Source organism: Nitrobacter sp. TKz-YC01 (genome assembly GCF_047824785.1).
Lineage (GTDB): Bacteria > Pseudomonadota > Alphaproteobacteria > Rhizobiales > Xanthobacteraceae > Nitrobacter.
The window spans coordinates 1-26,780 of sequence record NZ_CP181168.1 but is presented as its reverse complement, the minus strand read 5'-3'; the positions used below and the strand labels follow the sequence as shown (position 1 = coordinate 26,780).

Below are 26,780 nucleotides of genomic sequence, written 5' to 3'. Positions count from 1 at the left end.
TGCGACCCTTAACAAGGTTCGTTCACCGAGATTCATCTGAGGGAGAGTACCATGCCGGTAAATGTGGGAACGGTTGATCAGTATGTATCCTGCTCCCGCACTGACCCCCAATGCGGACCCTTTGCCTGGCGGGGACGGATCGATCGGCGTTCAATCTTATTGATATGCAGGGCGACCCGGAGAAATCAAGATGGGAACGATAAGAGCGAATGATGAAGAACTGGCGGATACAGACGACCTGAACTTAGTGGACCGCTACTGGTGCGCCGCCAACTATCTGTCGGTCGGCCAGATTTATCTGCTCGATAATCCGCTGCTGCAGGAACCGCTGCGGCCAGAGCACATCAAACCGCGGCTGCTGGGACATTGGGGCACGACGCCCGGGCTAAACTTTATCTACGCCCACCTCAATCGTGCTATCCGTGCCTCGGATCTCAACGTCATTTACGTTTGCGGACCCGGTCATGGCGGCCCCGGCGTGGTAGCGAACACCTATCTGGAAGGCTCCTACAGCGAGATCTATCCCGATATCGGTCGGGATAGCGACGGGCTGCGTCGCCTGTTCCGTCAATTTTCCTTCCCCGGCGGTATTCCAAGTCACGCCGCTCCGGAAACGCCGGGTTCGATCCACGAGGGCGGCGAACTCGGTTATGCGCTGGTGCACGCCTATGGCGCGGCTTTCGACAATCCTGACCTGATCGTTGCCTGCGTGATAGGCGATGGCGAAGCCGAGACTGGACCCTTGGCCGCTTCATGGCATTCCAATAAATTTCTTAGTCCGGTGCACGACGGCGCGGTTCTCCCGATCCTTCACCTCAACGGCTACAAGATTGCCAACCCAACTGTGCTCGGCCGGATGAACGACGAGGAAATCCGTCATCTCTTTACCGGCTATGGTCACGAGCCCTTTTTCGTTGAAGGTGACGAGCCCTGGCTGATGCATCGGCAGATGGCCGACGTATTGAAGCAGGCCATCGAGAGCATTCGTGCGATCCAGAGAAACGCGCGCGATGGACGCAAGACGAACGACTGCCCGAAATGGCCGCTGATCGTGCTCCGCAGCCCTAAGGGCTGGACCGGGCCGAAGGAAGTCGATGGCCTGAAGGTTGAAGGCTTCTGGCGCGCACATCAGGTTCCGATCGCCAACCCCCGTGGAAATCCAAAGCATCTGGAGCTGCTCGATCAATGGATGCGCAGTTACCAGCCTGAGACGCTATTCGATAACACCGGCCGCCTTATTCCTGAATTGCAAGCACTCGCTCCAACCGGCGAACGTCGAATGGGTGCCAATCCGCACGCCAATGGCGGATTGTTGAAACGCGGCCTTAAGCTACCGAACTTTCGCAATTATGCCGTTGGTGTGCCCCAGCCTGGCGGCGTCAAGGCCGAGGCGACGCGCTTGATGGGGCAACTTCTTCGCGATGTGGTACGGCTTAACGCTGAGGCGCGAAACTTTCGTATCATGGGACCGGATGAAACCGCCTCAAACCGCCTCGATGCGGTGTTCGAGGTGACCGAACGTGTCTGGATGGAGAGCACCGAGCCTTACGATGTACACCTGGCTCAGGATGGCCGGGTAATGGAGGTCTTGAGCGAGCATCTCTGCCAGGGCTGGCTGGAGGGGTATCTGCTCACCGGCCGACACGGCCTCTTCTCCTGCTACGAGGCCTTCATCCATATCGTGGATTCCATGTTCAACCAGCACGCCAAGTGGCTGAAGGTTTCGCGCGGCTTGCCCTGGCGACGCCCTATCGCCTCGCTCAACTATCTCCTGACGTCACACGTCTGGCAGCAAGATCACAATGGCTTCAGCCACCAGGATCCCGGCTTCGTCGACCTCGTCGCCAACAAGAAGGCCGATATCGTGCGCATTTACTTTCCGCCTGATGCCAACACACTGCTCTGGATCACCGATCATTGCTTGCGAACCTATGACAGGATTAACGTGATCGTCGCCGGCAAACAGACTTCGCCGCAATGGCTGACCATGCAACAGGCGGCGATGCATTGCGACGCCGGCATCGGAATCTGGAGCTGGGCCGGTAGCGAAACCGAAGGCACCGAGCCGGATGTCGTGATGGCCTGTGCCGGCGACGTTCCGACGCTCGAAACCTTGGCTGCGGTAGACCTGCTTCGAAAATCCCTGCCCGAGCTAAAAATTCGCGTCGTCAACGTCGTCGATCTCATGACGCTGCAGCCGAAGGAGCAGCATCCACACGGCCTTAGCGAACGCGATTTCGACGGTATCTTCACGCGTAACCGGCCGGTGATTTTTGCCTATCACGGCTATCCCTACCTGATCCATCGCCTGACCTATAACCGGACCAATCATGCGGGAATGCACGTCCGCGGCTTTGAGGAAGAAGGTACCACGACGACACCGTTCGACATGGTGGTGATGAACGAGCTGGATCGGTTTCATCTGGCGATCGAGGTAATCGAGCGCGTTCCCGGCCTCGGCAGCGCCGCGGCCCATATCAAGCAGCAGTTTCGCGATGCATTGATCCAACATTCACACTACGTCCGCGAACACGGCGAAGACATGCCGCAAATTCGTGACTGGGTCTGGCCAAGCAGCGCGGCTCGGCAAAGTTCAGCCCCAGCCGGGGATTGACGATTGCCTCGCCTGCCATGTCAGGAATATCGATGATGTCCGATGCCGTCCTGGTCCTGAATGCCGGCTCCTCCAGCATCAAATTCGGATTGTTCGATATTTCGGGGACTTTGCCGCGCTTGCTTTGCAAAGGCCTGCTCGACGAACACGAGGCCAAGCCAGCCTTCACCGTAACTGACGCCGCTGGTAATCATTTGTTCGAGAAGCGCCTCCTACCAGCCGACAATAGCGGCGGGGCCTTGCTCACCGATATCCTGAATTGGAGCAATGACTATCTCGCCGGCGGCACGTTAGCCGCCATTGGGCATCGCGTCGTGCACGGCGGACGCTATTTTGACGGTCCAGCCGAAGTCACCGACAAGGCCATTGAGGAGATGGCTGCCCTGACGCCACTTGCACCTTTGCACCAGCCGCGCTGTTTGTTCCCGATACGGACCATCAAGTCGCTGCGGCCCGGTCTCACGCAGATTGCCTGCTTCGACACCGCCTTCCATCATGGCCTTGCGCCACCCGTAAGCCGCTTTGCTATCCCGCGGCGGTTCGAAGAGATGGGCATTCGGCGCTACGGCTTTCACGGACTTTCCTTTGAATTCATCGCTAACCGCTTGGCCGAGACCTCGCCGAACCTGGCCGGCATGCGCACCGTAGCGGCGCATCTCGGCAACGGAGCCAGCCTTTGCGCTATGCGCAATGGCCGAAGCATCGATACCACCATGGGCCTCACCCCGCTGGATGGATTGATGATGGGCACGCGCAGCGGCGCCATCGATCCTGGCGTACTGCTGTACCTTCAGCAGCACGGTATGTCGCTCAATGAACTCGAGTGCGTACTTTATCAGGAATCCGGATTGCTTGGCGTCTCTGGTCTTTCCGCCGATATGCGCGTCTTGCTCGCCAGCGACGATCCGCGAGCTGCCGAGGCGATCGAGCTGTTCACGTTTCGCGTCGCCAGGGAAGTCGCCGCGATGACAAATACGCTAGGCGGTCTGGAATGCCTGGTTTTCACCGGCGGCATCGGCGAACACAGCGCAGAGGTAAGGCAGAAAATATGCGAGCGGCTGCGATGGCTCGGAGTACGGATCGACGGTTCTACGCCTGATCAAAGCAGCGAGCAGATCAGCACAGAGAACAGGCTGGTGGAAATACGCGTCATACCGACCAGCGAAGAGACAATGATTGCCCGCCATTGCTCGGAAATGTTGCAAGCGCGACCCTGAATGCCCCTCCCGTCAGGCGATCCTGACGGATGGAACTGCCGCGCTGATGTCCGGCATAAGATAAGGTATGCGGCTGATGGATTTGGGGCCTAACTTCGCTGGACGCTCGATTTACGGATGCCCTCGAACTTTCCGGGTCGGGAGTATGCATCCGCCAGCCTTCCTTCCGATCTCCAAAGTCACCGCTGCCAACTTACTATTTTGACATAAAGGACCGAGTACTGATCAGAGATGGGGTAGATGGGGTTGGGCTGGTTTTTCAAACAGACCTGCAAGCGTGACCATGGTCCTCAGCGGAGGGGTAGCTCTGACGAGGACCGGTTCGCGCCCAGAAGCGGTAGTTGGCCGAGGGCTCACGGTCAGTCCTGAGCCGCCTTACTTCGCAAGCGTATATTGGATCTCATTTCCACCGAGCGCCCGCAGCGCGTTGAGTATGACCGCGACGTCGATCACCTCCTGAAGCAAAGCACCTTGAACGGGTGTGATATAACCAAACGCTGCGGCGATCATACCGAGCAGCGATAGTCCAATCCCCGCAGCGACGCTTTCGAGCGCGATCAGGCGCGAGCGTCGCGCGATCTGAATCGCAGGTACGATACGATCAAGATGGTCAACCAGAAAGACTACATCTGCTGCCTCAGCCGACGCCGCTGTGCCCCGTGCGCCCATCGCTACCCCAATATCAGCCGCCGCCAGCGCCGGGGCGTCATTCACACCGTCGCCTACCATCATGACCGGACCGTTCTTCCGCTCCGTAAGTACAACCAACACTTTCTGATCCGGCGTCAACTCCGACCTAACGCCATCGACCCCGAGTCCGTCCGCTACAGCTTCCGCGACCTCGCGGCGATCTCCGGTCGCGAGAACAATTCGCTGTATTCCCAATTTTCTGAGCGCTTGCAGAAGGGCCTGCGTGCCCACACGCAATTCATCGGCGAGCACGACCTCGCCGGCCATTTCGCCACCAATCGCAACGGCGACAATGACGGCGCCGGCCTTTTGCGTTGGCTCAAACGACTTTGTTGCCGTCTTCGTTAATTTGGATCGGACGAAGCGGATGCCGCCGACCACCACATTTAGCCCGTCAATGCTGCCCTCGATGCCCTCGCCCGCCGTCTCGATTACATTGGACGGGGTCGAGAGGTGCAGCTTGCGCTCGCGCGCCTCGATCACAAGGGTTTGGGCGATAATGTGCTTCGACGCCTGATCGAGCGAGGCTGCAATGCGCAAGATGTCGTCGGGAGCGAGATGATCGCGAACGTTGACCGATACGACCTGGGCCCTGCCGTCAGTCAGCGTTCCCGTCTTGTCAATGACGAGCGAGTACACGTGCGCCAGCGCCTCAATGGCCTTCCCGCCCTTGATCAGGATGCCAAATCGTGCTGCGCGTGAAAGGCCGGATACAATGGCGATCGGCACGGCCAGAATAAGCGGGCACGGCGTTGCAACCACTAGAACGGCGACGGCACGAATGGGATCATCGGTGAAGTACCAGGCTAAGCCTGCAATCAGCACGGTCACGCCAAGAAACAGTATGGCAAACCGGTCGGCAAGCCGTGACATCGGCGCCTTAGAGCGCTGCGCCTCCTCGACCAGCCTGACAATGCCGGCATAGGTGCTTTCAGCGGCGTAATGTGACGCCACCAGGTCGAAAGCTTCGCCGGCATTGGTCGATCCGCTCATCACCTCATCGCCGGCCCGCTGATGAACCGGGATCGGTTCACCTGTCAGCGCCGATTGATCTAGAATTGCGACGCCGCTGGCGACCGTTCCATCGACCGGGACGACATCCCCTTGTCGAATGAGTAGCCGATCACCCGGCACGATATCCTCAAGACCGACTTCTTCAAGCACGCTATTGCAATGCCTGACAGCCGTACGAGGTACCCGCGCGAGGATTGCAGTCATCTCGCGGCGCGCATGACCCTCGGCGAAGGCTTCGAGATACTGGCCCCCCGAATACATCAACGCGACAACGACAGCTGCAAGGTTCTCGCCAACCGCCAGCGCTGCCGTCATCGACAGCGCTGCGACGATATCGAGACCGACCTCCGCGCGTCTCAGACTTGCTGCAATCTCATAGAGCAGAGCCACCAGAACCGGCACAGTGAAGGCAGCCCATACCCATTCTTGCAATGCTGGCAAACCAAACAAAGGCACAGCAAAACCTGATAGGAGGCCGAAAGCCGGTAATGCAACAAGAACTGACCGAACGATAAAATTAGAAAGCATGGTCAATGACCTTGATCGCAGCACTGGTGGGATCTCGAACCCTTCCTGTCGTGCCTGCAGTCCCAGCCGTTGCTTGAGCCTCGCTGGCCGCTCGGTGCCAATCTCCATGACCATTCGAACCCGCGTTAACCCTAGACGTCACCCTGTCGAAACGCTCGACAACAAGCGCGGGGTCCATCTCTTTGCGCTCCAGCGCGTTAGGAAACGCCGCTAAACGAGAGTCAGCGTAACCAGTTATGCTATGACAGGTCATCCATGCATCGGAAACGGCGGTCTCTTCCATCATGCGCGGAGAACCGCCGAATGCGCGGCTCTTCAAATAGTTTGTCGCGGTACTCATAGAACTTTCCGTGATCGTGAGCCCACCGCACCGGTCCTGCTGTCCAACGGTCTTTAGTCAAGGTTGACGCCCTCGCTATTGCCGATAGGTCACCAACCTGCGTTGCATTCGCGTCGTGCGTGCCTTGAAAAGGAAACTCTCGCTGATCATGGAGAGAATATTTCCGACCACTTGTTTGCTCTCGACACTTGCTGCTGCAGGCGAATACCTTGTCGCGTGTCAATCCTTCCTGGCGGGCCTCCCAGCGTGGCGTGCGCGCGTCCAGACTTTAACCCTGGATACACTGGAAGTCTTCTCGACGACTGAGGATTGCTCAGCAAACCTTCTGGTCCCGAGCTCAGACTTTTGCGCTGAAGCGGCAATTGCCAGCAACCAACCCAACAAATATTACCAGGAAGAGAGTTCACATGTGTTTCATTTACTTGCCCAAACCGTTCGCGTCTTAGGAACGTCACACTCATTTGCCCTAGCATACATTAGGATCGAACGTTACCTATTCGCCGAAACGAGGAAGCATTCTTGCGAGCGTTTGATCACGAAGTATCCAATGATGGATCAAAGCAGCAGCGGCATGGAAGCCTGCGACAATCATCAGCGTATGAGCAAGGACTTCATGCACCTCTTCAACATTCCCGGAGAACGCCCGATCCTTAACCCAAGGCGATGCAATTTCGGACAATCCAAATATTGGAATAGATTCGCCGCGCGCGAATTGCAGCACAATCCCGGCGACAGGAACCGCAAACAGCAGGGCATAGAGCAAGTAGTGAGCGGCCTGTCCCAAGCGAACTAACCAGATGCCGAGCGTTGTAGACCCCGCGAATGGCGGTGGGTTGAAGAAGTTCCACGCCAACCGAATGATAAGCAGAATTATAACAGCGAGTCCCGCGGATATATGAACAAATAGCCCTGCATCACGCAGCGTTCCTTTGGGTAAATCATCGCCGAAAAGACCGAGACTCCAGGCAACAGCGACTAGAATGACGGTCAGCCAGTGGATCGCCTGCGGTATCGCACCGTATCCCTTCGATGAATTATAGATCAGCATACTGGGCCTCTTCACTTGAAAGGTTACATCGCGCGTCACCGGCAGTTGTTGATATCGATCAAATGCAGAAGGAGCGCCCGAACCTGTCTGAACAGGCGCAAGTGATTGCTTATCTTCCTAGGTGCGTTGACATAACGCGCGACAAGCGGCTTTCGGCGAAACAGCACCTAGCGCATTCGTAGTTGCACCAGGTTAAATCCCGGAGCGCGACAGCTTGATGCGTGTTTAAGATCGGACTCTGATCAAAAGAGACCACTTTGATGGATTCAGACCCCGAAGGCGGCGCTTTGTCGCGAAGTAGAAAATATGTCCCAAACTGCAATGAACATCGCCGCGAGTATGGGCCCCATCACGAAAACATTGAGACCAACCGCTTCGATTTCTCAAGTGGAGCCCTCATGGCTTCCTGTGTTTCAGGTTGATGCAGAGCCGGCATGGGTCGGCTCCGGGGGCGGCGGCGCCTGCCGGCCCTGATTGGGCTGCCGGTCTCCTCTCAGCACGACATAAATTGCCGGGATGACGAGCACGGTCAGCGCCGTCGATGATGCGAGACCAAACAGGAGTGAAATCGCGAGCCCCTGAAAGATCGGATCGGCGAGGATCACGGCAGCGCCGATCATGGCGGCAATTGCGGTCAATATGATCGGCTTGAAGCGGATTGCGCCCGCCTCCAGCAGCACGTCGATCAGCGGCCGCTCGGGACGCTGCGCATGGCGGATGAAATCCACCAGCAGGATCGAGTTGCGCACAATAATGCCGGCGAGCGCGATGAAGCCGATCATGGAGGTCGCCGTGAAGGGCGCACTGAACAGCCAGTGACCAAGCATGATACCAATGAAGGTGAGAGGGATCGGCGTGAGGATGACGAGCGGCAGCTTGAAGGAGCCGAACTGCGCGACGACGAGGATATAGATCCCCAGGATCGCCACCATGAAGGCCGCTCCCATGTCGCGGAAGGTCACCCAGGTCACTTCCCATTCGCCGTCCCAGAGCAGGGTCGGACGAGTTTCGTCGCCCGGTGGGCCGTGCAGCGCGATCGCGGGTTTCGGCAGGTTGCCCCAGTCGATCCGGTCGATCGCGTCGCGCACCGCGAGCATACCGTAGATCGGTGCTTCATAGGCGCCGGCAAGTTCCGCCAGCACCATTTCGGCGGGGCGGCCATTGTGCCGGAAGATTGGATAGGATGCCGACTCGTGGGTGACACTGACAACATCACCGAGTTCGACCACCCCACGGCCGCCGGGCAGCGCGTTGGCAGGCACCGGCGTCGTCAGCGCGCGCGCGTCCATCACCGCTTTCGCCTTGGGCAGCGCAAGGCGAATGGCGATCGGGTAGCGTCCTCCGCCCCGCTGGGAATAGCCCACCGTGGTGCCGCCATAAAGGCTGCGAAGCGTATCGTATACGTCGGCCTGCTCGACCTTGTAATATTCGAGATTGTCCTGATTGATCGCGACACGCACGCGCTCAGCCTGGTTGTGATAGCTGTCGTCGACATCGACGATGAAGGGAACGCTCTTGAACGCCGCGCGAATCCTGTCGGCCACCGCGCGCCGGGTCTCGGGGTCCGGGCCGTAGATCTCCGCGAGCAGCGTGCCGAGCACCGGCGGACCCGGAGGCGGCTCGACCACCTTCACGACAGTACCCTTCGGCAGGTCGAGACCGCTCAGGCGCTGCCGGAGCTCAAGCGCGATGGCGTGGCTGGCGCGCGCGCGGTCGCCTTTCGCGAGCAGGTTCACGGCAATATCGCCCTGCTCGGGACTGGAGCGGAGATAATAGTGCCGCACCAGCCCGTTGAAATCGAACGGCGCGGCCGTGCCGGCGTAGGTCTGGAACGACACGATCTCCGGCACGGATGCGAGACGATCAACCATCGCCTGCAGCGCCCGGTTGGTGTCCTCGACGGACGAGCCCTTCGGCAGGTCGAGCACGACCTGAAGATTGGCCTTGTTGTCGAAAGGCAGGAGTTTCACCGTGACATGCTTGGTATAGATGAGTTCCAGCGAGGCCAGCGTGGCAAAGCCGACTACCAGGAGAAAAGTCCAGGACCGCCAGCGGGCAGCAAGGATGGGCCTTGCGACCGCAACGTAAATGCGGCCGAGGCGACCGCCGCTCGCATCCTCGTGGCCGCCGCCGGCGTGGGTGCCACCGAACTTCATCATCAGCCACGGCGTCAGGATGACGGCGACGAAGAAGGAGAACAGCATCGCCGCCGAGGCATTGGCCGGAATCGGGCTCATATAGGGACCCATCATGCCGGACACGAACAGCATCGGCAGCAGCGCCGCCACCACCGTCAGCGTCGCGACGATGGTCGGATTGCCGACCTCGGCCACCGCGTCGATCGCGGCCTGCGCGCGCGAGCGGCCGTCGCGCATCGCCCAGTGGCGCGCGATGTTCTCGATCACCACGATGGCGTCGTCCACCAGAATGCCGATGGAGAAGATGAGCGCGAACAGGCTGACGCGGTTGAGCGTGTAGCCCATGATCCACGAGGCGAACAGCGTCAGCAGGATGGTGGTCGGGATGACCACCGCCACCACCAGCGCCTCGCGCCAGCCGATGGCGACGGCGACCAGCACCACGATCGACACTGTGGCGAGGGCGAGATGGAACAGAAGTTCGTTGGCCTTCTCGTTCGCCGTTTCGCCATAGTTGCGCGTGACCGTCATCTCGACATCCGCCGGGAAGATCTGGCCGCGCGCCTGCTCCAGCCGCCGCACGATCTCCTCGGCGATCACCACCGCATTGGTGCCGGGACGCTTGGCGATGGCGAGCGAAACGGCGGGCGCGCGTTCAAGGCCGGCATCTGCCGTCTTGCGGATGTCGGTGACGCGATTTTCGGCCGGCGAGGGCGCGAGCACGACGTCGGCGACGTCGCGGACATAGACCGGACGGCCGTCGCGGGCCGTGAGCACGATGTTGCCGATCTGGGGCAGCGCTTGCAGGGTCTGGCCGGCGACGATCGCGCGCTGCTGTGTATCCTCCCGCACCGTGCCGATGCGGAATGACCGGTTGGCGCCTTCGATCTTGGCGGCGAGCTGCTGAAGCGTGATCCCGTAGAGGGACAGCTTTTCGGGGTCGGGTTCGACGCGAAACTGCTCCGGCTGCTCGCCGACGATATAGGTGAGGCCGATGTCAGGCAGCTTGGAAACCTCGACCTGCAGCTCGCGGGCGAGCCGCGTCAGCCCGTTCGACGTCCACCGGGACGCAGCCTCCGCCGTCGGTCGCAGCGTGACAACCACGATCGCCACGTCGTCGATACCCCGGCCGACAATGAGCGGCTCCGGAATCCCGACCGGGATTCGGTTCATGTTGGCCCGGACCTTCTCATGGACGCGAAGAATAGCGGCGTCCGAGTTGGTGCCGACCTTGAACCGCGCCGTCACCACGGTGCCATCGTCCTGGGTCTGCGAGTAGACGTGCTCCACGCCATCGATGCTCTTGACGATGGTCTCCAGCGGCTCGGTGACGAGCTTCACGGCGTCCTCCGCCTTCAGCCCGTTGGCGGTGACATGGATGTCCACCATCGGCACGGAGATCTGCGGCTCTTCCTCGCGCGGCAGCGAGATCAGCGCGACAAGCCCGAGCGCAAGGGACGCGAGCAGGAACAACGGCGTCAATGGAGAGGCGATGAAGGCGCGGGTGATATTGCCGGCGAGTCCGAGCTTCATGGCAGCACGATCCGATCGCCGTCGTGCAGGCCCGTGAGGATTTCGGTGCGCCTTTGGCCATCGTCCTCGACGGCCTCGCCGAGGATGACGGCGACATCCACGTCGCCCGCGGACGTGGCGACGCGCACATAGTCCACGCCATGTATCGTCCGGATCGCCTGGAGTGGCACGGCGAGCACCGTGCGCTTGCCGACCGGGATCGACACCAGCGTGCGCTCGTTGACGAAATAATCCCCGATCCCTTCGACCTCGACATCCGCAATCACGCGCCCATCAACGATCTCCGGATAGACCTTGACGATGCGGCCGCGATGCGCGGCCGGAAGCTGGCCCGGCGCGGTCGTCAGCCCGCGCGCGCCGACCAGCACGTCGGAGCCCTGCACGATTTCGCCGGCGTGGCGCTCTGGCAAAGACAGCCGCAGATAGTACGGTCCCGGCGCGATGCGGGCGATGTCCTCGCCGGGCAGGATGACCGAACCGAGCGTGACGGGGACGGTGAGCACCCGGCCCGTCGCTGGCGCGAAGACGGTGCCCTCGCGCGCGCTCTGCTCGATGACGGTTTTCTCCGCCTTGGCCGCCGCAACCTGGTTGGTTGCGACCTCGAACTGCATCTTGGCCTGATCGAGGCTGACCTGTGTGCCAGACCCACTCGCCCTGAGCTGCTGCGCCCGCTCAAGCTGGACACGTGAATTCGTGAGCTGCGAGTTGAGCGCCTCGATCTTGGCGTCGGCAGCGTTGAGCTGAAGCGCAAGCTTGTCATCGACAACGACGGCTATTGCTTGTCCTTCCTTGACCTCGTCGCCCTGGCTGATGCGGAGATCCCGAACCGAGCCGCCGATGCGGGCGCGCGCCGGCACGACGATACGGCTTTCGACCTGGCCGAAGACGGCCTTCATCTCGGGAATCGTCGTGGCCTTGACGACGAATTCGCCGGCGTCGGCCGCCGTAATGCCGATGCTCGCGGCCGCGGCGAGAATGGCTGTCACGAAGCGCGAGATCGTTCGATACATGGGCATGCAGCTTTCACAGGCGATCTCTCGCCCGACCATCGGATGAAGAAGGCTTCGCCTCTATTTGAACGCGACACCTGCGGGGCAGCCGAGCCTCCTGAAGACCATGGCCGCCGGGCAAAATCCTGTCATCGACGCCTGGATTAGGTTCAGCCCGACGAAGGCCGTGAGCAGGTACCACCAGGGCGACACGTAGAAGCCGAGCCCTAGCGACACGAGAACCATGAAGCCGGCAAACATCATCACGGCGCGATCGATTGTCATTGTCGTTTCCTTTTGCTGCCTATTCGGCCGTCTCCACGTGAATTTCCTTCCGTTTCTTAATCCCAAGCATGTCGAGGACGAGGTTTTCGTAGAAGGTCTCGGCCTTGCCTTGCCGGATCTTGCGCAGGAAGTACTTCTCAAAGCCGATCTTGGCTGCGTGGACCCATTTGCCTTGTGACGACCAGTTGACGTTGCGCGGCGGGATTTGTGGCTGTGCAACGAATGCGATGCCATCATCGCCGAAGTCGGCGAGGCAGACCGCGTTCCAGGTTGCGACCGCCTTCGGCTCCTCGCCTTTGAGGAGCGAAGCGATGTTCTCCGCCGTGGCGGTGACCATGGACTCGATCATGAACCCGGTCTTCGGCACGCCCACCGCGAGTGGCGTCTTGCCGACCGGCGGAATGGCGACACAGACGCCGACGCCGAAAATGTTCGGGAAGGCCGGGTTGCGCTGGTGCTTGTCGATCACGATAAAGCCGCGCGGGTTGGTCAGACCCTCGATGCCATGAACGGCCGAAACGCCTCGGAAAGCCGGCAGCAGCATCGAGAAAGCGAAGGGCAGTTCGTGCGTCGCCTTGACCGAGCCGTCATCGTTGATCTCTTCGACGACAAGCCTTTCGGATTCCACCTTTGTCGTGCGCGCGTTCGTGATCCACTTGATGTGGCGGTCGCGCATCGCGCTTTCGATCAGCCCCTTGGTGTCGCCGACGCCGTCGAGCCCAAGATGACCGATATAGGGTTCAGGCGTCACGAAGGTCATCGGTACGCGATCGCGGACGCGCGCATTGCGCAAAGCAGTGTCGAGGATCAAGGCGAATTCGTAGGCCGGGCCGTAGCAAGATGCGCCTTGCACGGCGCCGATCACCACCGGTCCCGGTGTCTTGACGAGTTTGTCGAATGCGACTTTAGCCCGGAGAGCATGATCGGTCTGACAGACGGACTGGGTATGGGCTTTCGGGCCGAGTCCCGGCACCTCATCGAAAGCAAGGTCCGGCCCAGTGGCAATGATCAGGTAGTCGTAGTGGATAGATGTGCCATCGTTGAGTTGAATCAGATTCTCGCTCGGCTCGACGCGTTTGGCTCCCTCCGGCCGCAATTCGATGCCTCTCTGTTTCAGCACCGGGGCAAGGTCGACTTCAATATCTGCCGGCTGTCTCCAGCCGACTGCAACCCAAGGATTCGAAGGCACAAACGAATAAGTCGACCCGAGATTGACGACGGTGAGACGATCATCGCGCTGCAGCTTGGTCTTCATCTCATAGGCCATGATAGTTCCACCGAGGCCCGCACCGAGAACGACAACGTGAGACATGGACTATTCCTCCGATTTATTCGTCGAGTTTCTCTGACATCGCGCATTCCGTCTTGATCTGGTTCAAGGTAGGAGCAAATTATCCCGTTGAATCTCGCGGCCGTCTCTCGCACGTCGGACACTTGCATATATCATTCAAGAAATATAAATTAAATAGCATGAATGTAAAAAACATGATGCCAGCGGCTGAATCGGCCGCGGCGCTGATGCGCAGCCTGTCTCACCCACAGCGCCTGTTGGTGCTCTGCGCCCTGGTGGATAGTGAAAAGTCAGTCGCTGAACTGCGTCAGGGGCTCGGGATCGAACAGGTGCCGATGTCGCAACAACTCATGCGGCTTAGGTCAGACGGACTCGTCGAAGCCCGTCGCGAGGGAACGACGGTCTACTATTCCATCGCACGGCCGGAGGTTTTGACCGTTGTGGATGCTCTGCATTCAGCCTTCTGCGCGCCAGCCGGAGGCAAGCCACGAGAACCTTCTCCCCGGATGAGGCGAGGATCGAAGATAGGTCATAGTCGCTTTCGCTGACTTCGTCTGTCCGGACGCTGCTCATCGGCTTAGCCGCCGATAGCCTTGTCTACGGCATAATCGGTCGGGCGATCAATCAAGACTGGCGACATTGGGCATTATCGACGAGCTCTGCCGCGGTCCTCGCGGCGCTGATCGTTGAAATCGTCGTGACGTTCTGCCATTGCCCGACTACATCTCTGACTATCAACTATGCGATCCAATCCGGACGGGACGGATCGGGATGCGAGCGTAATGATTGCGAAGGTTTCGTAGCCGACGGGACGCGGCGCCGCTTCAGAAGCCGCATTCACGGTATTGCGTTTTGGTAAGCCGGAATCGTGAGCCTACCTGGATAAAATCCACATCGAGGCATTGGCCTTTTCGTCGGAAATCGCGGAGACCATCGCATCGAAGATATTCGAGGTTTATTCGCCAACGCCTCTCGGTTGGAGAATAGGTTGCAAAATCATGCTGCGCCTTGGCCGGTTCCTTGCAGATTGCCGCTATGTAGTGGCGGATGTCGGGAGGTAGTGCATCTATGTGGTGGGGATTCCAGGGATCATCCTTAGATTGTTGGGATGCCGCCGGCAGCTCGCTCGCAAGTAGAAATGAACATGCCAATAAGAGGATGCGGACGATCATTGGGTCCTCCACCAAGAGAGTTTTTCACGTGTCATTCGGCCAGCGTCTGTGATGATCATCTATGACAAAGACGTGCACACGCCGCTTCGAATGCGCGCCTAGTTACCTGCCATCTTGAAGGTCAGTAAGGCCAAACGCAACCGTCATCAGCCCTGTGCCCACCCAACGCAATGACCTGCGCCGCCAAAGAGATGGCAATAGGTTCGCAAGGACGAAAGCGCGGAAAGCTCCAATCTATTCGGCTGCGCGACTCGTCGCAATGCCGTTCGCATTAACGAATTCCGAGCGTCGCGCGCGAAACAGGCATAAAGCGCCCGCAGCACCACAAGCGTCAGCACCGTTGCGGTTAGCAGCCCGAACTGTGAATCGGCACAGGTGTCACATCACCGCAGGTGCCAGTGTAACGCCATAAAGACAATCGAAAAAAGCCAATCGGAGTGGATCACGTCGGCGCCGACCGCGACCCCACTCCGACGTAGATTCCGTTACTTGTCACAAGAAGTTACCGCTCTAGCTTCAAGGGGTTTTGTTCAGCGCCGGTTTACACATCAGGGCTTCGTCCGCACCCTGATTGAAAAGACGGCGGCGCAGGATTTCGGCGTTAGGGGCGCGGCTGGCGCGGCATCACGCGATGCTGTGCATCGCCGCCTACGGTTTTCTGGTCTCCGAGCGGACCGCGATTCCCCCTCACCTGCGAGATCATGGCTCGGACCGGAATCGGCGAAGTCATGATTGAGCGCCTCGTGAGGCGTTTTTATCGATGGTGCAAGCGGATGCTATCCTGGGCTCGATCTTCGCCGAAAGAATTGCCGATTGGCACGCCCATATCAGCAAGCTTCGCGATTTTGGTCATCAGTTGCGTTGAGGTCTGGCCGCTATCGTGGTCAGCCGATGCGGGCCTACCTCGGCTTTTTAATCGACAGCCAACATTTCGATCGTTGGCTTTCCCGGACGGGGAATGAGCCTTGTCCACCAAACGCAGCGAGACATTTTGCCGAGCGGACGCGGCGCATCGCGAGGCGGCAATTCGATCCCATCTGTCACGCGACCGTACCGTTCCTGAAGTTGAAGCATCGATCGAAGGCCCATCATGAGCGACCTAACCTATCCAAAGCCTACGCGTGAGCTAGCCGAGATGCGGCGAAGCCTCAACCCTGAGGCCGAAGCCGCATTCCAAGGTTGCGCTTGAGGCGATCCGTGGCGAGCGGACGATTTCGGAACTGGCGACAAAGCACCAGCTTCATCCGAACCAGATTACGCAGTGGAAACGGCAGGCCATCGAGAACCTGGCCAAGACGTTCGACGACAAGGCTGCTGATGCGCAGGTCGGCCGGGAAGCCGAGGTGACCAAGCTGCACGCCAAGATTGGCCAGCTTGTCGTTGAGCGGGATTTTTTGGCCAAGGCCTTCGATCGCTGAGCCTGGATCGGAGGAGAATGATGATTGACCCCGATCACAACCGGCTCTCGATCCGCCGCCAGTGCGAACTGGTCTCGATCTCGCGGGCGTCGTTCTACCGACAGCCCGCCGGCGAGACGCCCGAGAACCTCGAACTGATGCGCACCATCGACGAGGCCTTCATGGAGACGCCCTGGTATGGCTCCCGGCAGATGGCCCGGCATCTGCGGCGTCAGGGCTGGTGCGTGGGTCGCAAGCGGGTCCGGCGGCTGATGCGCAAGATCGGTCTGTCGCCGATCTACCAGGCGCCGAGAACCAGCGAGCCGCATCCGCAGCATCGCATCTATCCCTACCTGCTGCGGCACCTGGCGATCGAGCGGCCGGATCACGTTTGGTGTGCCGATGTGACCTATATCCCGATGCGGCGCGGCTTCCTTTACCTCGTGGCCATCATGGACTGGTTCAGCCGCAAGGTCCTGGCCTGGCGGTTGTCGAACACGATGGATGCCGACTTCTGTGTTGCCGCTCTCGAAGAGGCGATCGCCTGCCATGGCAGGCCCGACATCTTCAACACCGACCAAGGCTCGCAGTTCACTAGCTTCGCCTTCACGACGACGCTGAAGGATGCCGGCATCCGCATCTCCATGGACGGGCGCGGCCGCTGGATGGACAACGTCTTCATCGAACGACTGTGGCGCAGCCTCAAATATGAGTGCGTCTTCCTCAGCACATTCGAAACGGGAAGCCAAGCCCGCTGCGGCATCGGCTCCTGGATAGACTATTACAACCGGCGACGCCCGCACTCGACCTTCGCCGGCAGGACGCCCGACGAAGTCCATGCTATGGCGGAAATGACGGAGCAATTGGCGGCGTAGAAACGAACCCGATCCACCTTAGCCAGGCCGCCAAACTGTCTCACCAAGCGGGTCCACCTCAGTAAACTGAATTGGGGCTGAAAGCCGGTCGCGGTTTATCGACTGCGGAGTTTGCCTCGACGATAGGCGCGCGCCATCGAGGAAATATCTGGAGTTTCGAAGTCGTCTGTTCTTTGCGTCACCGAATCACAGACTGCACAGATGTTGATGCAAATCAAAATCAACTCTCGAATCGCAAGGTATAAGATAGATTGTAAAAGAGAGGTCGTTTATGGTCCAGGTTGAGGGTTTGACGTCGCGTTTTCGCCACGTGCGATTGTTGCTTGGGCGCGAAAAGGCGCATCCCGAGGGCGAGCAGCACGAAGGCTATGACCTTCTCGTGCCGCTCGACGAGGACAATCGTCTTGATGCTCACGAGTGGAAGACGCATCAGGCGGTTTGCCGCGTGAGACGTTTTGACAAACACGGAAGCGTCAAGATTGGCCGGCTGCGTCGCAAGCCAGGCGGGCAATGGTACTTTGACTACGAAGAAGGCGAAAGCGACGACGAGATCGGCTTTCGTCTCGGAGAGGAACGCTTTGTCATGGGTGAATACGTGTCGATCGGGCAGGGGAAGCAATACCATCCCTATCGCATCGTTCGCGTAGAGAACCCTTGATCGCGTGGCGCTGTTAGTTAGTCTGGCAATCCGATCATTCTGACTTCAATCACAACGCAAGCGAAGTTTCTGTCCGAAAGCATTGCGCGTGGCCTTCGCGGCGGAGGCACTTCGATGAACAGCAAGGGGAAGAGAATTGTCGAATACTCCTCACACGCTTCGTGATGAATTTCCAGATCAGATGGACGTCATACACGCCCTCAAGGTCGCAAACCCCGAATTTGCGCGGATTTTGGAAGAATATGATGAGGTGAATGATCAGATTCACCGGGCGGAGACGCGGATCGAATCGGTCAGCGAAGAGACCGAGGCCACATTGCGCAAAAAGCGCCTGGCTCTCAAGGATAAGATCGCATCGGCTTTGAACGAGCGCGGAGTATAATAGGGCCGGCTGGCGGCGTCATGCATCGTCAGGCTGCTTTCCTGAACGTGGCGCTCGAATTGTTACTCCAGAAATGTCGGCCGAGATCGGAAGGAGTCCCTTGTGAGTCGCCGGGCTCGTTTCGAGACGCATCTACTTCAGCGCATCGGCTGTTGCGTCGTAAGCGGGTAACCTCAGCCGCCGGAGCGATCGTGATTGCCGAAAAATCATCGCGTCATTGTGCTGCAATCTTATGGTATTTATGTGAAATCCAATAACCGTTGAGCCATTCGTGCCCGATGTACTATCGTTCACGATGGGTGCTCGGCTTCCACTGCCGTCCGCCGCCGCTTTCACTGAGCGACTGACGTGGACGCAGATTGCGTGCTAGCCTGGAAAGCTCGCTGCGTCAGTCGATATACCTACGGTGCGTGCAATGAATTTGGTTCGCCATAAGTGAGGACAGGAACCACCCTCGGGGAGGACACGTTTACGAGCTCACAGACGGGAGAAGAAAATGACAAAAGCCGACACATTCATCGTCACTTCTTCCGACCAGGTCCCCCGGCGGACTGTATTCAAGCGATTCCCCATCCCTCGCAATTACGGCCTATCGCCCGGCTCGCGCATCAAGCCTGGGCGCACATGGCCTGCGCCGGAAGGCGCGACCCGCATCAAACGGTTCGAGATTTATCGCTACAATCCGGACAGCGGCGACAACCCGCGCCTTGATATGTTCGAGGTCGATCTCGACGATTGCGGCCCCATGGTTCTGGACGCGCTGATCTGGATCAAGAACAACGTCGACTCGACGCTGACTTTCCGCCGCTCCTGCCGCGAGGGAATCTGCGGCTCCTGCGCCATGAACATGGACGGCACCAACTGGCTGGCCTGCACGAGATTTATTGAGGACACCGATGCGCCCGCGAGAATCTATCCGCTCGCCAATATGAGGATCGTCAAGGACCTCGTTCCCGATCTCACGCATCTTTACGCGCAATATGAGATGATCGAGCCATGGCTTCAGACCAGGACGGCCGCTCCGGACCGGGAGCGGCTGCAAGCACCCGAGGAACGCGAAAAGCTCGACGGCTACTACGAGTGCATCCTGTGCTTTTGCTGCACCTCCGGCTGCCCAAGCCATTGGTGGAACGGTAACCGCTTCCTGGGACCGGCCGTGCTCTTACAGGCTTGGCGCTGGCTGACCGACAGCCGCGACGAAGCGACCGGAAAGCGGCTCGACGCCCTTGAAGACCCGTTCCGGCTTTATCGGTGCCACACCATTCTCAACTGCACCCGGACCTGCCCAAAGGGACTCAATCCGGGCAAGGCCATTGCGCAGATCAAAAAGATGGTCGCCGAGCGACGGAGCTGAGAGGCGGATCATGGAACACTTTTCAAGCAAGCATATGCGGCCGCTTTCGCCCAATATCCAGATTTACCGGCCGCAGCTCACTTCAGTGCTGTCCATCGCCAACCGGATTACCGGCGTCTTTTTAAGCGCGTGCGCCGTCATTCTGGTGATCTGGCTGATCGCGGCGGCGAGCGGGCCAGACGCCTATTTGCGCTTCCACGATATCATTGCATCCTGGCCCGGACAGATTTTGCTGCTGGCGGCCACATTCGCCTTTTTCCTGCATCTTTGCGGCGGCATCCGTCATCTGGTCTGGGACACTGTGCGCGGTTTTGAACTTCGCCAGATATACGTTTCTGGCTGGATCGTGGTTGTCGCCAGCGTGGTGCTGACTGTGGTCTGCTGGTCTGCCAGCCTGCTGATCGCGGGGAAAGTCTGATGGACGGTCATCGCTTCCGCTCCCCGCTCGGCCGCGCCATGGGTCTTGGGTCCGCCAAGGCGGGGTTCGGGCATTGGTGGACCGAGCGGATCACGGCGGTCGCGCTAATCCCGTTGAGCATCTGGTTCATCGCTTCGCTGATTGCCCATAGCGGCAGCAGTTATGAAGCGTTTATCGGTTGGATCGGCTCGCCCATCACGGCGGTCCTGATGGTTTTGCTGCTAACCACGCTGTTCTGGCATGCGGCGCTTGGCCTTCAGGTCGTCGTCGAGGATTACGTTCATTCCGGCGTGAAGATTTGGCTGCTGCTGGCAACGCGCTTCGCGTGCTTTGCGCTGGCGGCGGCCGGCATCGTGGCAACGCTGCGCGTCGCCATCGGGGTGTGGACTGCCGCTTGAGCGTAGCCAACGAAGGGAAGAAACACCGGTCGAAGAAACGGAAAGGAGAGATATGACGTGCTTACGGTGCAACAAATCTTACCATCGGTTCAGGAAAAACTGGTAACGGTCAGAGCAGATGCTTTGCTGATTGATGCCGCAAAACTGCTGAATGGCCCACGACAGAACTTGGTCATCGTCTGTGACGATAGCGGCAAGATGGCCGGCGTCATCACCAAGACCGACATCGTCAGCAGCATCAGTCATTGCACAGGCTGTAGCTGCACGATGGCGGCTTCCCATGTCATGACACGAGAGGTCGCCTTCTGCCATCCAAACGATTGGCTGCATGAGGTCTGGTCGATCGTCAAACAGCGCGGCCTGAAGAATATTCCGGTTGTGGATCGGGATACCGTCCCCCTTGGCGTGCTGAATGCCAGGGACATGGTGCGAGCTCTTCTTGAAGATACCGAACACGAGGAATCGCTCCTTCGCGATTACGTCGTGGGCATTGGATACAGATGAGGCGGTGCATGATGGACAAACGATCAGACACTTCTACCAGTGAGATAGGTGGCTAGAGCGCCTTGGCCAATGGGAGTGGGCGGGCGGGCACGTTGCGCCTCCTGCGGAAAAACACACGGTACCTGGCGGAGAAAGGACAGATTGCGCTGAGCCGAGCAGAAGAGCGCATCACAATCGCCCCCGCCGTCGGCAAGTCGAGACCACATTGACAAGCTACCTCAGCTTCAGTGCTGGGAATCGAACTGCCGTCGGAGGCCGTTGTCCATTGGAGCGCGGACGATTGGCGTAACGTCCGTGACACGGCGACTGCGGACAGTGGCCTCGGCATTCACTTTGCCGACCTCGATACCGCAACTCTCAAGCCCGGCGGCGCCATCGTCTTCACCATCCACTGGTCGGTGCAAGATCGCTGGGAGGGTGTCGACTACAGACTTGACGTCGCCTGATCGTTGCCGGGGATGAGCCGATATTGGATGAGCCCTTGCCATGATCGACGGCAAACAGCAAAATCGATCTCCGAGAAGCCGCCAAAGTACGCCGATGCGGGATGCTTCGTAGCGCAGGAGATCGCTGCCAATGGCTATGCACCACGCCAGCCCCGGAGAGGTTATCGATCTGCGACCATTGGGTTCCGGCCTGAAGGACGCTCGAACAACTGCAATCGTCAAATCTGGACTGTTTGAAGCCGTACGGCTTGTGGTTCACTCCGGCGCGGAGATCAAGACCCACAAAGTCAACGGTCCCATCACATTGCACTGTCTGGAAGGTCGAGTTCTGCTTAGCCGCCCCGCCTCCTCGCTGGAACTGTCGGCCGGCGAGTGGGTGTACCTCGAAGGCAGCGAGCCGCACGCGGTAAGGGGCATCGAAGACTCGTCGTTGTTGCTGACAATCCTTTTTACCCCGGAAAGCTGAGGCCGCCCTCCGATCGATTGGACGGACGCGCCGCAAGGGCCTGTTGCGGTGTCTCACGAACTTCGGAAAGCAAGTACTAGTCGCTCGATGAGGTCGCTCGAATGGCATCGCTGCTACTTCGCGTGAATTTCTCATTAGGCGCCATGGATGGTGGCGATACCAGGTGTCTCGCAGCCGCACGCATCGTCGCCACTGCCATCCAATCGCGGAGAAGTCCTTTGTCCTCTTTCGAAAAGGAGGCGCGACGTATCATGTCGTCGATCGTCTCGCCGGGGTGGCAGCGCTCATAGTCTGCTCGAATGAGGGATTCGAGATATGCACGCTCGGGCTCGCTTGCCGGTCGAACAGAACTGTGAGAGTTGCTCAGCATGACGCTCTCCTGCATCACCTATCAACTTCTTGACGTTCATATGCTTTACGCGGTTCTCAGGCTAGAAGCGCCCATCCAGACGGCTTTTATTCGCCGCATCGACAGCGCGCATACGCTCCGTAGTCCATTTTGTCACTTGGTCGCTCAGCTTCGAAGACTTCCCAGATGGTTCGGTCCGCGAACTCCGGATGTCGGTGCGCTTTGGCGTAAGCAATGCATTTATCGAGCAGCCAGGCGTTCAGCTCATCCAGCGTCTTGAAGCGCAGCCGCGGGGTGAAGAACCGTTCGCGGACCAGCCCGACCTGGTTCTCAACCTGGCCCTTCTCCCAGCCCGACGCTGGCGTGCAGGCGACCGGGTCCACCAGATAGTGGCTGCACATCTGCAGGAAGCGGCGATTGTAAAGGCGTCCCTTGCCGACGAAGATCGTCTCGACCGCCGTCTTCATATTGTCGTAGATGCCGCGCCTGCAGGCTCCCTTGAACAGTGCGAACGCCCGGTCATGGGCGTCGAACACCATCTCCTGCGTCTCGCGCGGATAGGCCCGCACGAACAGCATCCGACTGTGGCAGAGCCGGACGTGAGCCGCCTTCACGATCACCGTGACCCCGCTCAGCAGGACCACTTCGTGGCTCCAGTCAAACTGGTAGGCTTCCCCGGGTGCAAAGCTCAGTGGCACATAGGCCGAGGTGGTCGAGGCGCCACGCTCTTGGCTCCAGCGCCGCGCATATCGACGAACCGCATCGTAGCCCCCGACATAGCCCAGACCGCGAAGCTCTTCGAACAACCGGATCAGCGTCAGCCGTTCTCGCGCCGCCTTGCTCTCGTTTGCCACCAGCAACCGGTCAAGCTCGGCACTCCAAGGGCCCATCTTCGGCTGAGGCTGTGTCTCTCGCTCGTACCGAAACTCCGTCGATTGAGAACGGATGACCTTGCGAACCACCTTCCGCGACACGCCGAGTTCTCGGCAAATCGCCTTGATCGGACGACCATCAACAAAATAGGCGCGACGGATCGTCATCGCGTCACGCCCGCCGCTTTTCGTGGAGACGCGAATTGATCTGCGACATCAAGATCGGGCCGAGCGAGAACTCCTCAGCCTCGGCTTTCCGCGTCAACCCGCGCAGATAGCCGCCGGCGGATCTGATCGCCGCGCCGCGCTGCAAAATACACGCGACGACAATCGCGGCCGGCGTTTCGCCCAGGACGGATTGCGCCTCCTCCCAGGCGCTGGGGCTGATCCCCAGCATCGATCGAACCACCGCGGCGGTGGCGAGAAAATCGCGCCAGTGCGAAATCCCACCCTTGGCGTAATCGACGATGTCGGGGCAAGCGTTGAGCACCATTCCCAGCGGATAGGTCCCTTCCGCTATCCTCGGTGTTTGAGGTTTTGGCCCTGCCCTCGCCGCCCGGCCTTCTTGAAGGCTAGGTTCAAGATCAATAAAGGGGTTTGTATTTGAATTTTGTATGTGGCGCTCAGAATGGGACTCATTGGCGCTTAGATTCGTGGATTCGATGTGTGTTTTCAGAAGATTGAGCACGTCATCCGCAAGCTGTGACAGCTCCTCGGCAATCGGCTCAAGTTCTTGCCTCGTTGCGGTGCGTGGAATCTGATCGACGATCGAGCGGAAAGCCGCGTGCACTTCCTGCCAGTCGGCCGGCCCCTGCCCTTCCCGGCGCGTCGGGACACCTTCCTCGATGCCCGTGGCGATCATCTTGGCAATGTCGCGTCGGCACAGCGTGATCCGCTCCCGGACAAGCTTGAGCGCCCGCGCCTCCGACTCGATGTCGGCCGCCAGGCTCTCGAACTCTTCCGATCGAACAACCAGCGGCGACAAGTCGAAGCCGAAGGCGAGCTCGATCTCGCCGGCGCTGCCCTTCCGCGCATAGCGCTTGCCGTTTGGACTATCCCGCCGCACGACCAGGCCCGCGTCAACAAGAACGGCAAGGTGACGCCGCAGCGTCGACGCCGGCATGCCATGCGCCCGTAGCGACAACTGGTGGTTCGACGGGAAGACGATCAGATCGTCGTCGCCAGTGAGCGCGGTCTCCGGGTGGAAGGTGAGGAGCGCGTTCAAAACCGATAGCGAGCGCTCGGACACGCCTAGGCGCGGTCGCGCCGTGCAGATGGCGTGAAAGATCTTCCATTTGTGCACGACCTTGTCAGGAGGTCGTGTCGTTGCAACCATGTTACTTGCCACATGGGCAAGCGTCAGCGATCGCCGCCCAAAGGGCGTCGTTGGAGTGTGTGATTGCATGTCTTTGCCTCTTCAGGGCAAAGGAAATCGGCTCGCAAAAACGGCGCCGTCTCTCACGAGACACTTGACTGCGATTCGCGGAAGTGATTCTCTGTCAGTCGCCAAACAGACGAGAGAGGGCTTCCGGACGGAAACGTCTTGGGGGCCTTTTCTTTTGCCGCTATGGATCCTTTCTCGTATTGGTGAACGCGGTTTACGCATCGGCGCGGCGTCGAAACGCCGCGTAGATTTCGGGTAGCTGCTCGATCAGGTAAGCACCGAAAGCCGGCGCTGATTTCTCTTCGATCGTGAACTGAAGGCGATCTTTTCCCTGCACGATCTGTGCGAGGGGAGCGCCAGTATCTGCCTTAATGACCTGCTTGGTCTTTTTCGTCTGACGAGGCGACAGCGTCTTCAGAACCCGGGCGAACCTAGTGTCGCTCTCCGGTGTGTCGAATCCTGGCGCCGCGATCGCCTGACGCCATTTGTCGCCCGTCTTTGTGAGAAGTTCTGCCAACTGTTCCCACCGGGGCCGGCCGACCTTTGGTGCCGGTCCGATGGCGATAATGAGCTCTTCGGGAACACTGCGTGCGACCGTGATCATGGTCGATAGATTACCTTTGTGGACTGCCAAGGCGGCCGTCAACGCCGACCGAGCGAAGCCGTGATCCTCAAGCCGCGCTGCGAAGAGCGCACGCTCGATGAAAGAAAGATCGCGTCGTTCGAGGTTCTCTCGACCCTGGGCCACCACGAGTTGTTCGTCGGTCAGGTGTTTGACGATGGCCTTAACTGGTCGGCCAAGGCGCTGAAGCGCTTCTAATCGCCGATGCCCGTAGGCAACTTGATATCGCCCCTCAGTTTGAGAACTCGGTCTCACGAGAATCGGGACTTGTTGCCCATGTTCGGCGATGCTGGCTTGGAAGGCTTCAAACTCCGCAGCCTTGGCATCATCCAGCCGGTCGCGAATAAAGGATGGATCGATCAGTGTGGGGTCGAGTTCCACCACGTGATCTCCCCCAGCGAGTTGCTCACGTAGTGCTCTCGCTTCGTCGGCATCCTGCGATAGGCTCTGCAGAGAAAGTCCCATAGCCTTGAGCGATCCCGATTTGACCGGCGTCCGACCTTGCCGGTCTCCGGAGGATGGCTGCGCGGTGATTGGGGCCATCATGGCTTTGAGCGCGTCACGTCGCTTGTTCACACCGTCCTCCCCCATGCCTCTTTGACGAGATTTTCGATCTCGGCATGTGCGCCATCCAGTGATTCAAGAGCGCGGTCGTAAGTGCTGCGAACAAAATTCTCGCGGCCGACTTCGTACAGCGTTTGTTTGGTCAACCCTGCGTCCGAGATGGCGGTCGACTTCAAAATAGCGGTCGTTAGTACGCGCTCGCCGAAAAGACTGCGCATGAGGCCAACGATTTGGCCTTGGGGGCCATCCGTGGGCTCGAAACGCGTAATCACGTAACGAAAAAAATCGTAATCAGCGTCGCCGCCGGCCTGCTCGACAACATCGAGAAGACTGGCGGTCATGTGCAAGAACTGCGACATCGACGCGACGTCGAGCATCTGAGGATGGATCGTTACCAAAACGCTGCGAGCGGCGCATAGCGCGGAGAGCGTGAGAAACCCAAGGGATGGCGGACAATCCAGAATCACCACATCGTATCGGTCTCCGACCGACGCGAGCGCACTTGCGATGCGCGAGAAAAACATCCGCTCGGAGCCGCGGTTACGTTCGGCCAGGACTTTGGGCGTATCGTGCTCGAACTCTTGGAGCTCGAGATTTCCCGGAACGATATCAAGCCCCGCAAAATACGTTTTCCGAATGATCTCAGACAAAGGTCGGCGGGCGTCGTCGTAGCGGATCGCGCCATACAACGTTTCGTTTTCTTGGAGATCAAATTCCGGCTGGAGACCGAATAGCGCAGAGAGCGATGCTTGCGGATCGAGATCAATCGCGAGAGTGCGATAGCCCTTCATAGCGAAGTATTGCGCCACATGAGCGGCGGTAGTCGTTTTGCCGGAGCCGCCCTTGAAGTTTGTAACCGCGATGACCTGGAGATGCTCACCTTCGCGGCGATTAGGAGAGTAGCTCTGTTTGGTTTTTGCAAGTGTCCGACGAATCTCGTGGACCTGCTCTAACGAAAACAGGCGGCGCCCACGCGCCGTCTTCTCTGCCTCGGGCGCGTCACCGGCAAGTGCGAGATGGCGGATATAGGCGTCAGTAACCCCGATAAGTTTTGCCGCTTCGCCGGAGGTGAATTTGCGGAGCTCTTTCAGAGACGATGGCGGAAAGGCTCGCAACCGCAACTCTTTGAGTTGTGCGCTGAGCAGATCCGCATCGGACTCCACAAGCCGCGTTAGCGAGCGGACTTTCTTGCCGGTGCGGTGACTGGCGTCATTTGCTGCTAGAGCCGTCAT

General features: G+C 59.3%; 22 protein-coding genes and 1 pseudogene. 12 read left to right on the top strand and 11 right to left on the bottom strand.

The window, feature by feature from the left end:
- The first annotated feature begins 190 nt into the window (after positions 1-190).
- Both ACMYR2_RS18865 and ACMYR2_RS18860 read left to right on the top strand, forming a co-directional pair.
- The gene (locus ACMYR2_RS18865; RefSeq protein WP_347264758.1) at positions 191-2,614 is read left to right on the top strand and encodes a phosphoketolase family protein; all 2,424 of its coding nucleotides are present in this window, start codon (positions 191-193) and stop codon (positions 2,612-2,614) included.
- 35 nt (positions 2,615-2,649) lie between these two features.
- A complete protein-coding gene (locus ACMYR2_RS18860; protein ID WP_347264761.1) occupies positions 2,650-3,831 on the top strand; it encodes an acetate/propionate family kinase in 1,182 nt (393 codons plus the stop codon).
- Between the two features lie 375 nt (positions 3,832-4,206).
- Here the strand turns inward: ACMYR2_RS18860 and ACMYR2_RS18855 are convergent, their stop codons facing one another.
- From ACMYR2_RS18855 to ACMYR2_RS18830, 6 genes are all read right to left on the bottom strand, one after another.
- On the bottom strand, positions 4,207-6,063 hold the full coding sequence (locus ACMYR2_RS18855) for a heavy metal translocating P-type ATPase (protein ID WP_347264757.1): 1,857 nt from the start codon (positions 6,061-6,063) through the stop codon (positions 4,207-4,209).
- Positions 6,064-6,896: 833 nt separating this feature from the next.
- Positions 6,897-7,451, bottom strand: a complete 555-nt coding sequence (locus tag ACMYR2_RS18850) for a cytochrome b (protein WP_416194195.1) — start codon at positions 7,449-7,451, stop codon at positions 6,897-6,899.
- Between the two features lie 413 nt (positions 7,452-7,864).
- Positions 7,865-11,122, bottom strand: a complete 3,258-nt coding sequence (locus ACMYR2_RS18845; RefSeq protein WP_416194194.1) for an efflux RND transporter permease subunit — start codon at positions 11,120-11,122, stop codon at positions 7,865-7,867.
- Entirely contained in the window at positions 11,119-12,132 is a 1,014-nt protein-coding gene (locus ACMYR2_RS18840) for an efflux RND transporter periplasmic adaptor subunit (RefSeq protein ID WP_347264930.1), read from the bottom strand. Before ACMYR2_RS18840 ends, ACMYR2_RS18845 begins: the two co-directional genes overlap by 4 nt.
- 60 nt (positions 12,133-12,192) lie before the next feature.
- The gene (locus ACMYR2_RS18835) at positions 12,193-12,396 is read right to left on the bottom strand and encodes a DUF2892 domain-containing protein (RefSeq protein WP_347264920.1); all 204 of its coding nucleotides are present in this window, start codon (positions 12,394-12,396) and stop codon (positions 12,193-12,195) included.
- Between the two features lie 19 nt (positions 12,397-12,415).
- Positions 12,416-13,708 (bottom strand): NAD(P)/FAD-dependent oxidoreductase, encoded by a 1,293-nt coding sequence (locus ACMYR2_RS18830; protein WP_416194193.1) that lies wholly within the window; start codon positions 13,706-13,708, stop codon positions 12,416-12,418.
- A 53-nt stretch (positions 13,709-13,761) separates the two neighbouring features.
- Here ACMYR2_RS18830 and ACMYR2_RS18825 point away from each other — a divergent pair, with 53 nt between their 5' ends.
- A complete protein-coding gene (locus tag ACMYR2_RS18825) occupies positions 13,762-14,235 on the top strand; it encodes an ArsR/SmtB family transcription factor (RefSeq protein ID WP_416194192.1) in 474 nt (157 codons plus the stop codon).
- A 276-nt stretch (positions 14,236-14,511) separates the two neighbouring features.
- Here ACMYR2_RS18825 and ACMYR2_RS18820 read toward each other — a convergent pair whose 3' ends face one another.
- Complete coding sequence (locus ACMYR2_RS18820; RefSeq protein WP_416194191.1) at positions 14,512-14,859, bottom strand: hypothetical protein; 348 nt, start codon at positions 14,857-14,859, stop codon at positions 14,512-14,514.
- Between the two features lie 1,154 nt (positions 14,860-16,013).
- Here ACMYR2_RS18820 and ACMYR2_RS18815 point away from each other — a divergent pair.
- The 9 genes from ACMYR2_RS18815 to ACMYR2_RS18775 all read left to right on the top strand — a co-directional run bounded on the left by ACMYR2_RS18815 (position 16,014) and on the right by ACMYR2_RS18775 (position 21,757).
- Positions 16,014-17,131 (top strand): IS3 family transposase gene (locus ACMYR2_RS18815; protein ID WP_416194204.1). Its coding sequence is split into 2 segments (ribosomal slippage): positions 16,014-16,266 and positions 16,266-17,131, totalling 1,119 coding nucleotides; the frame shifts between segments, so codons are not numbered across the junction.
- 271 nt (positions 17,132-17,402) lie between these two features.
- Positions 17,403-17,789: a hypothetical protein gene (locus ACMYR2_RS18810; protein ID WP_347264929.1), complete on the top strand. Its 387-nt coding sequence runs from the start codon at positions 17,403-17,405 to the stop codon at positions 17,787-17,789.
- Positions 17,790-17,925: 136 nt separating this feature from the next.
- Positions 17,926-18,171 (top strand): YdcH family protein, encoded by a 246-nt coding sequence (locus tag ACMYR2_RS18805; protein WP_347264928.1) that lies wholly within the window; start codon positions 17,926-17,928, stop codon positions 18,169-18,171.
- A gap of 496 nt (positions 18,172-18,667) precedes the next feature.
- Positions 18,668-19,525, top strand: coding sequence for a succinate dehydrogenase iron-sulfur subunit (locus tag ACMYR2_RS18800; RefSeq protein WP_347264927.1), 858 nt, complete (start codon positions 18,668-18,670; stop codon positions 19,523-19,525).
- Positions 19,526-19,535: 10 nt separating this feature from the next.
- On the top strand, positions 19,536-19,943 hold the full coding sequence (gene sdhC / locus ACMYR2_RS18795) for a succinate dehydrogenase, cytochrome b556 subunit (RefSeq protein WP_416194190.1): 408 nt from the start codon (positions 19,536-19,538) through the stop codon (positions 19,941-19,943).
- Positions 19,943-20,341 carry a succinate dehydrogenase, hydrophobic membrane anchor protein gene (gene sdhD / locus ACMYR2_RS18790; protein WP_347264925.1) on the top strand — a complete coding sequence of 133 codons (399 nt, stop codon included), beginning with the start codon at positions 19,943-19,945 and terminating at the stop codon, positions 20,339-20,341. Before sdhC ends, sdhD begins: the two co-directional genes overlap by 1 nt.
- A 57-nt stretch (positions 20,342-20,398) precedes the next feature.
- Positions 20,399-20,845, top strand: a complete 447-nt coding sequence (locus ACMYR2_RS18785; RefSeq protein WP_416194189.1) for a CBS domain-containing protein — start codon at positions 20,399-20,401, stop codon at positions 20,843-20,845.
- Between the two features lie 227 nt (positions 20,846-21,072).
- Positions 21,073-21,291 carry a hypothetical protein gene (locus tag ACMYR2_RS18780; RefSeq protein ID WP_347264923.1) on the top strand — a complete coding sequence of 73 codons (219 nt, stop codon included), beginning with the start codon at positions 21,073-21,075 and terminating at the stop codon, positions 21,289-21,291.
- A gap of 130 nt (positions 21,292-21,421) precedes the next feature.
- Positions 21,422-21,757 carry a cupin gene (locus tag ACMYR2_RS18775; protein WP_347264922.1) on the top strand — a complete coding sequence of 112 codons (336 nt, stop codon included), beginning with the start codon at positions 21,422-21,424 and terminating at the stop codon, positions 21,755-21,757.
- 507 nt (positions 21,758-22,264) lie between these two features.
- On the opposite strand, the pseudogene istA reads toward ACMYR2_RS18775, so the two are convergent.
- The 4 genes and pseudogenes from istA to repA form a co-directional block, all read right to left on the bottom strand.
- Positions 22,265-23,146 (bottom strand): annotated as a pseudogene (gene istA, locus ACMYR2_RS18770) (IS21 family transposase); the annotation flags it as partial.
- Positions 23,147-23,150: 4 nt separating this feature from the next.
- Complete coding sequence (gene repC, locus ACMYR2_RS18765) at positions 23,151-24,383, bottom strand: plasmid replication protein RepC (RefSeq protein WP_416194188.1); 1,233 nt, start codon at positions 24,381-24,383, stop codon at positions 23,151-23,153.
- 193 nt (positions 24,384-24,576) lie between these two features.
- Positions 24,577-25,560: a plasmid partitioning protein RepB gene (gene repB, locus ACMYR2_RS18760; RefSeq protein ID WP_347265194.1), complete on the bottom strand. Its 984-nt coding sequence runs from the start codon at positions 25,558-25,560 to the stop codon at positions 24,577-24,579.
- Complete coding sequence (gene repA / locus ACMYR2_RS18755; protein WP_416194187.1) at positions 25,557-26,780, bottom strand: plasmid partitioning protein RepA; 1,224 nt, start codon at positions 26,778-26,780, stop codon at positions 25,557-25,559. The genes repB and repA overlap by 4 nt, the downstream gene beginning before the upstream one ends.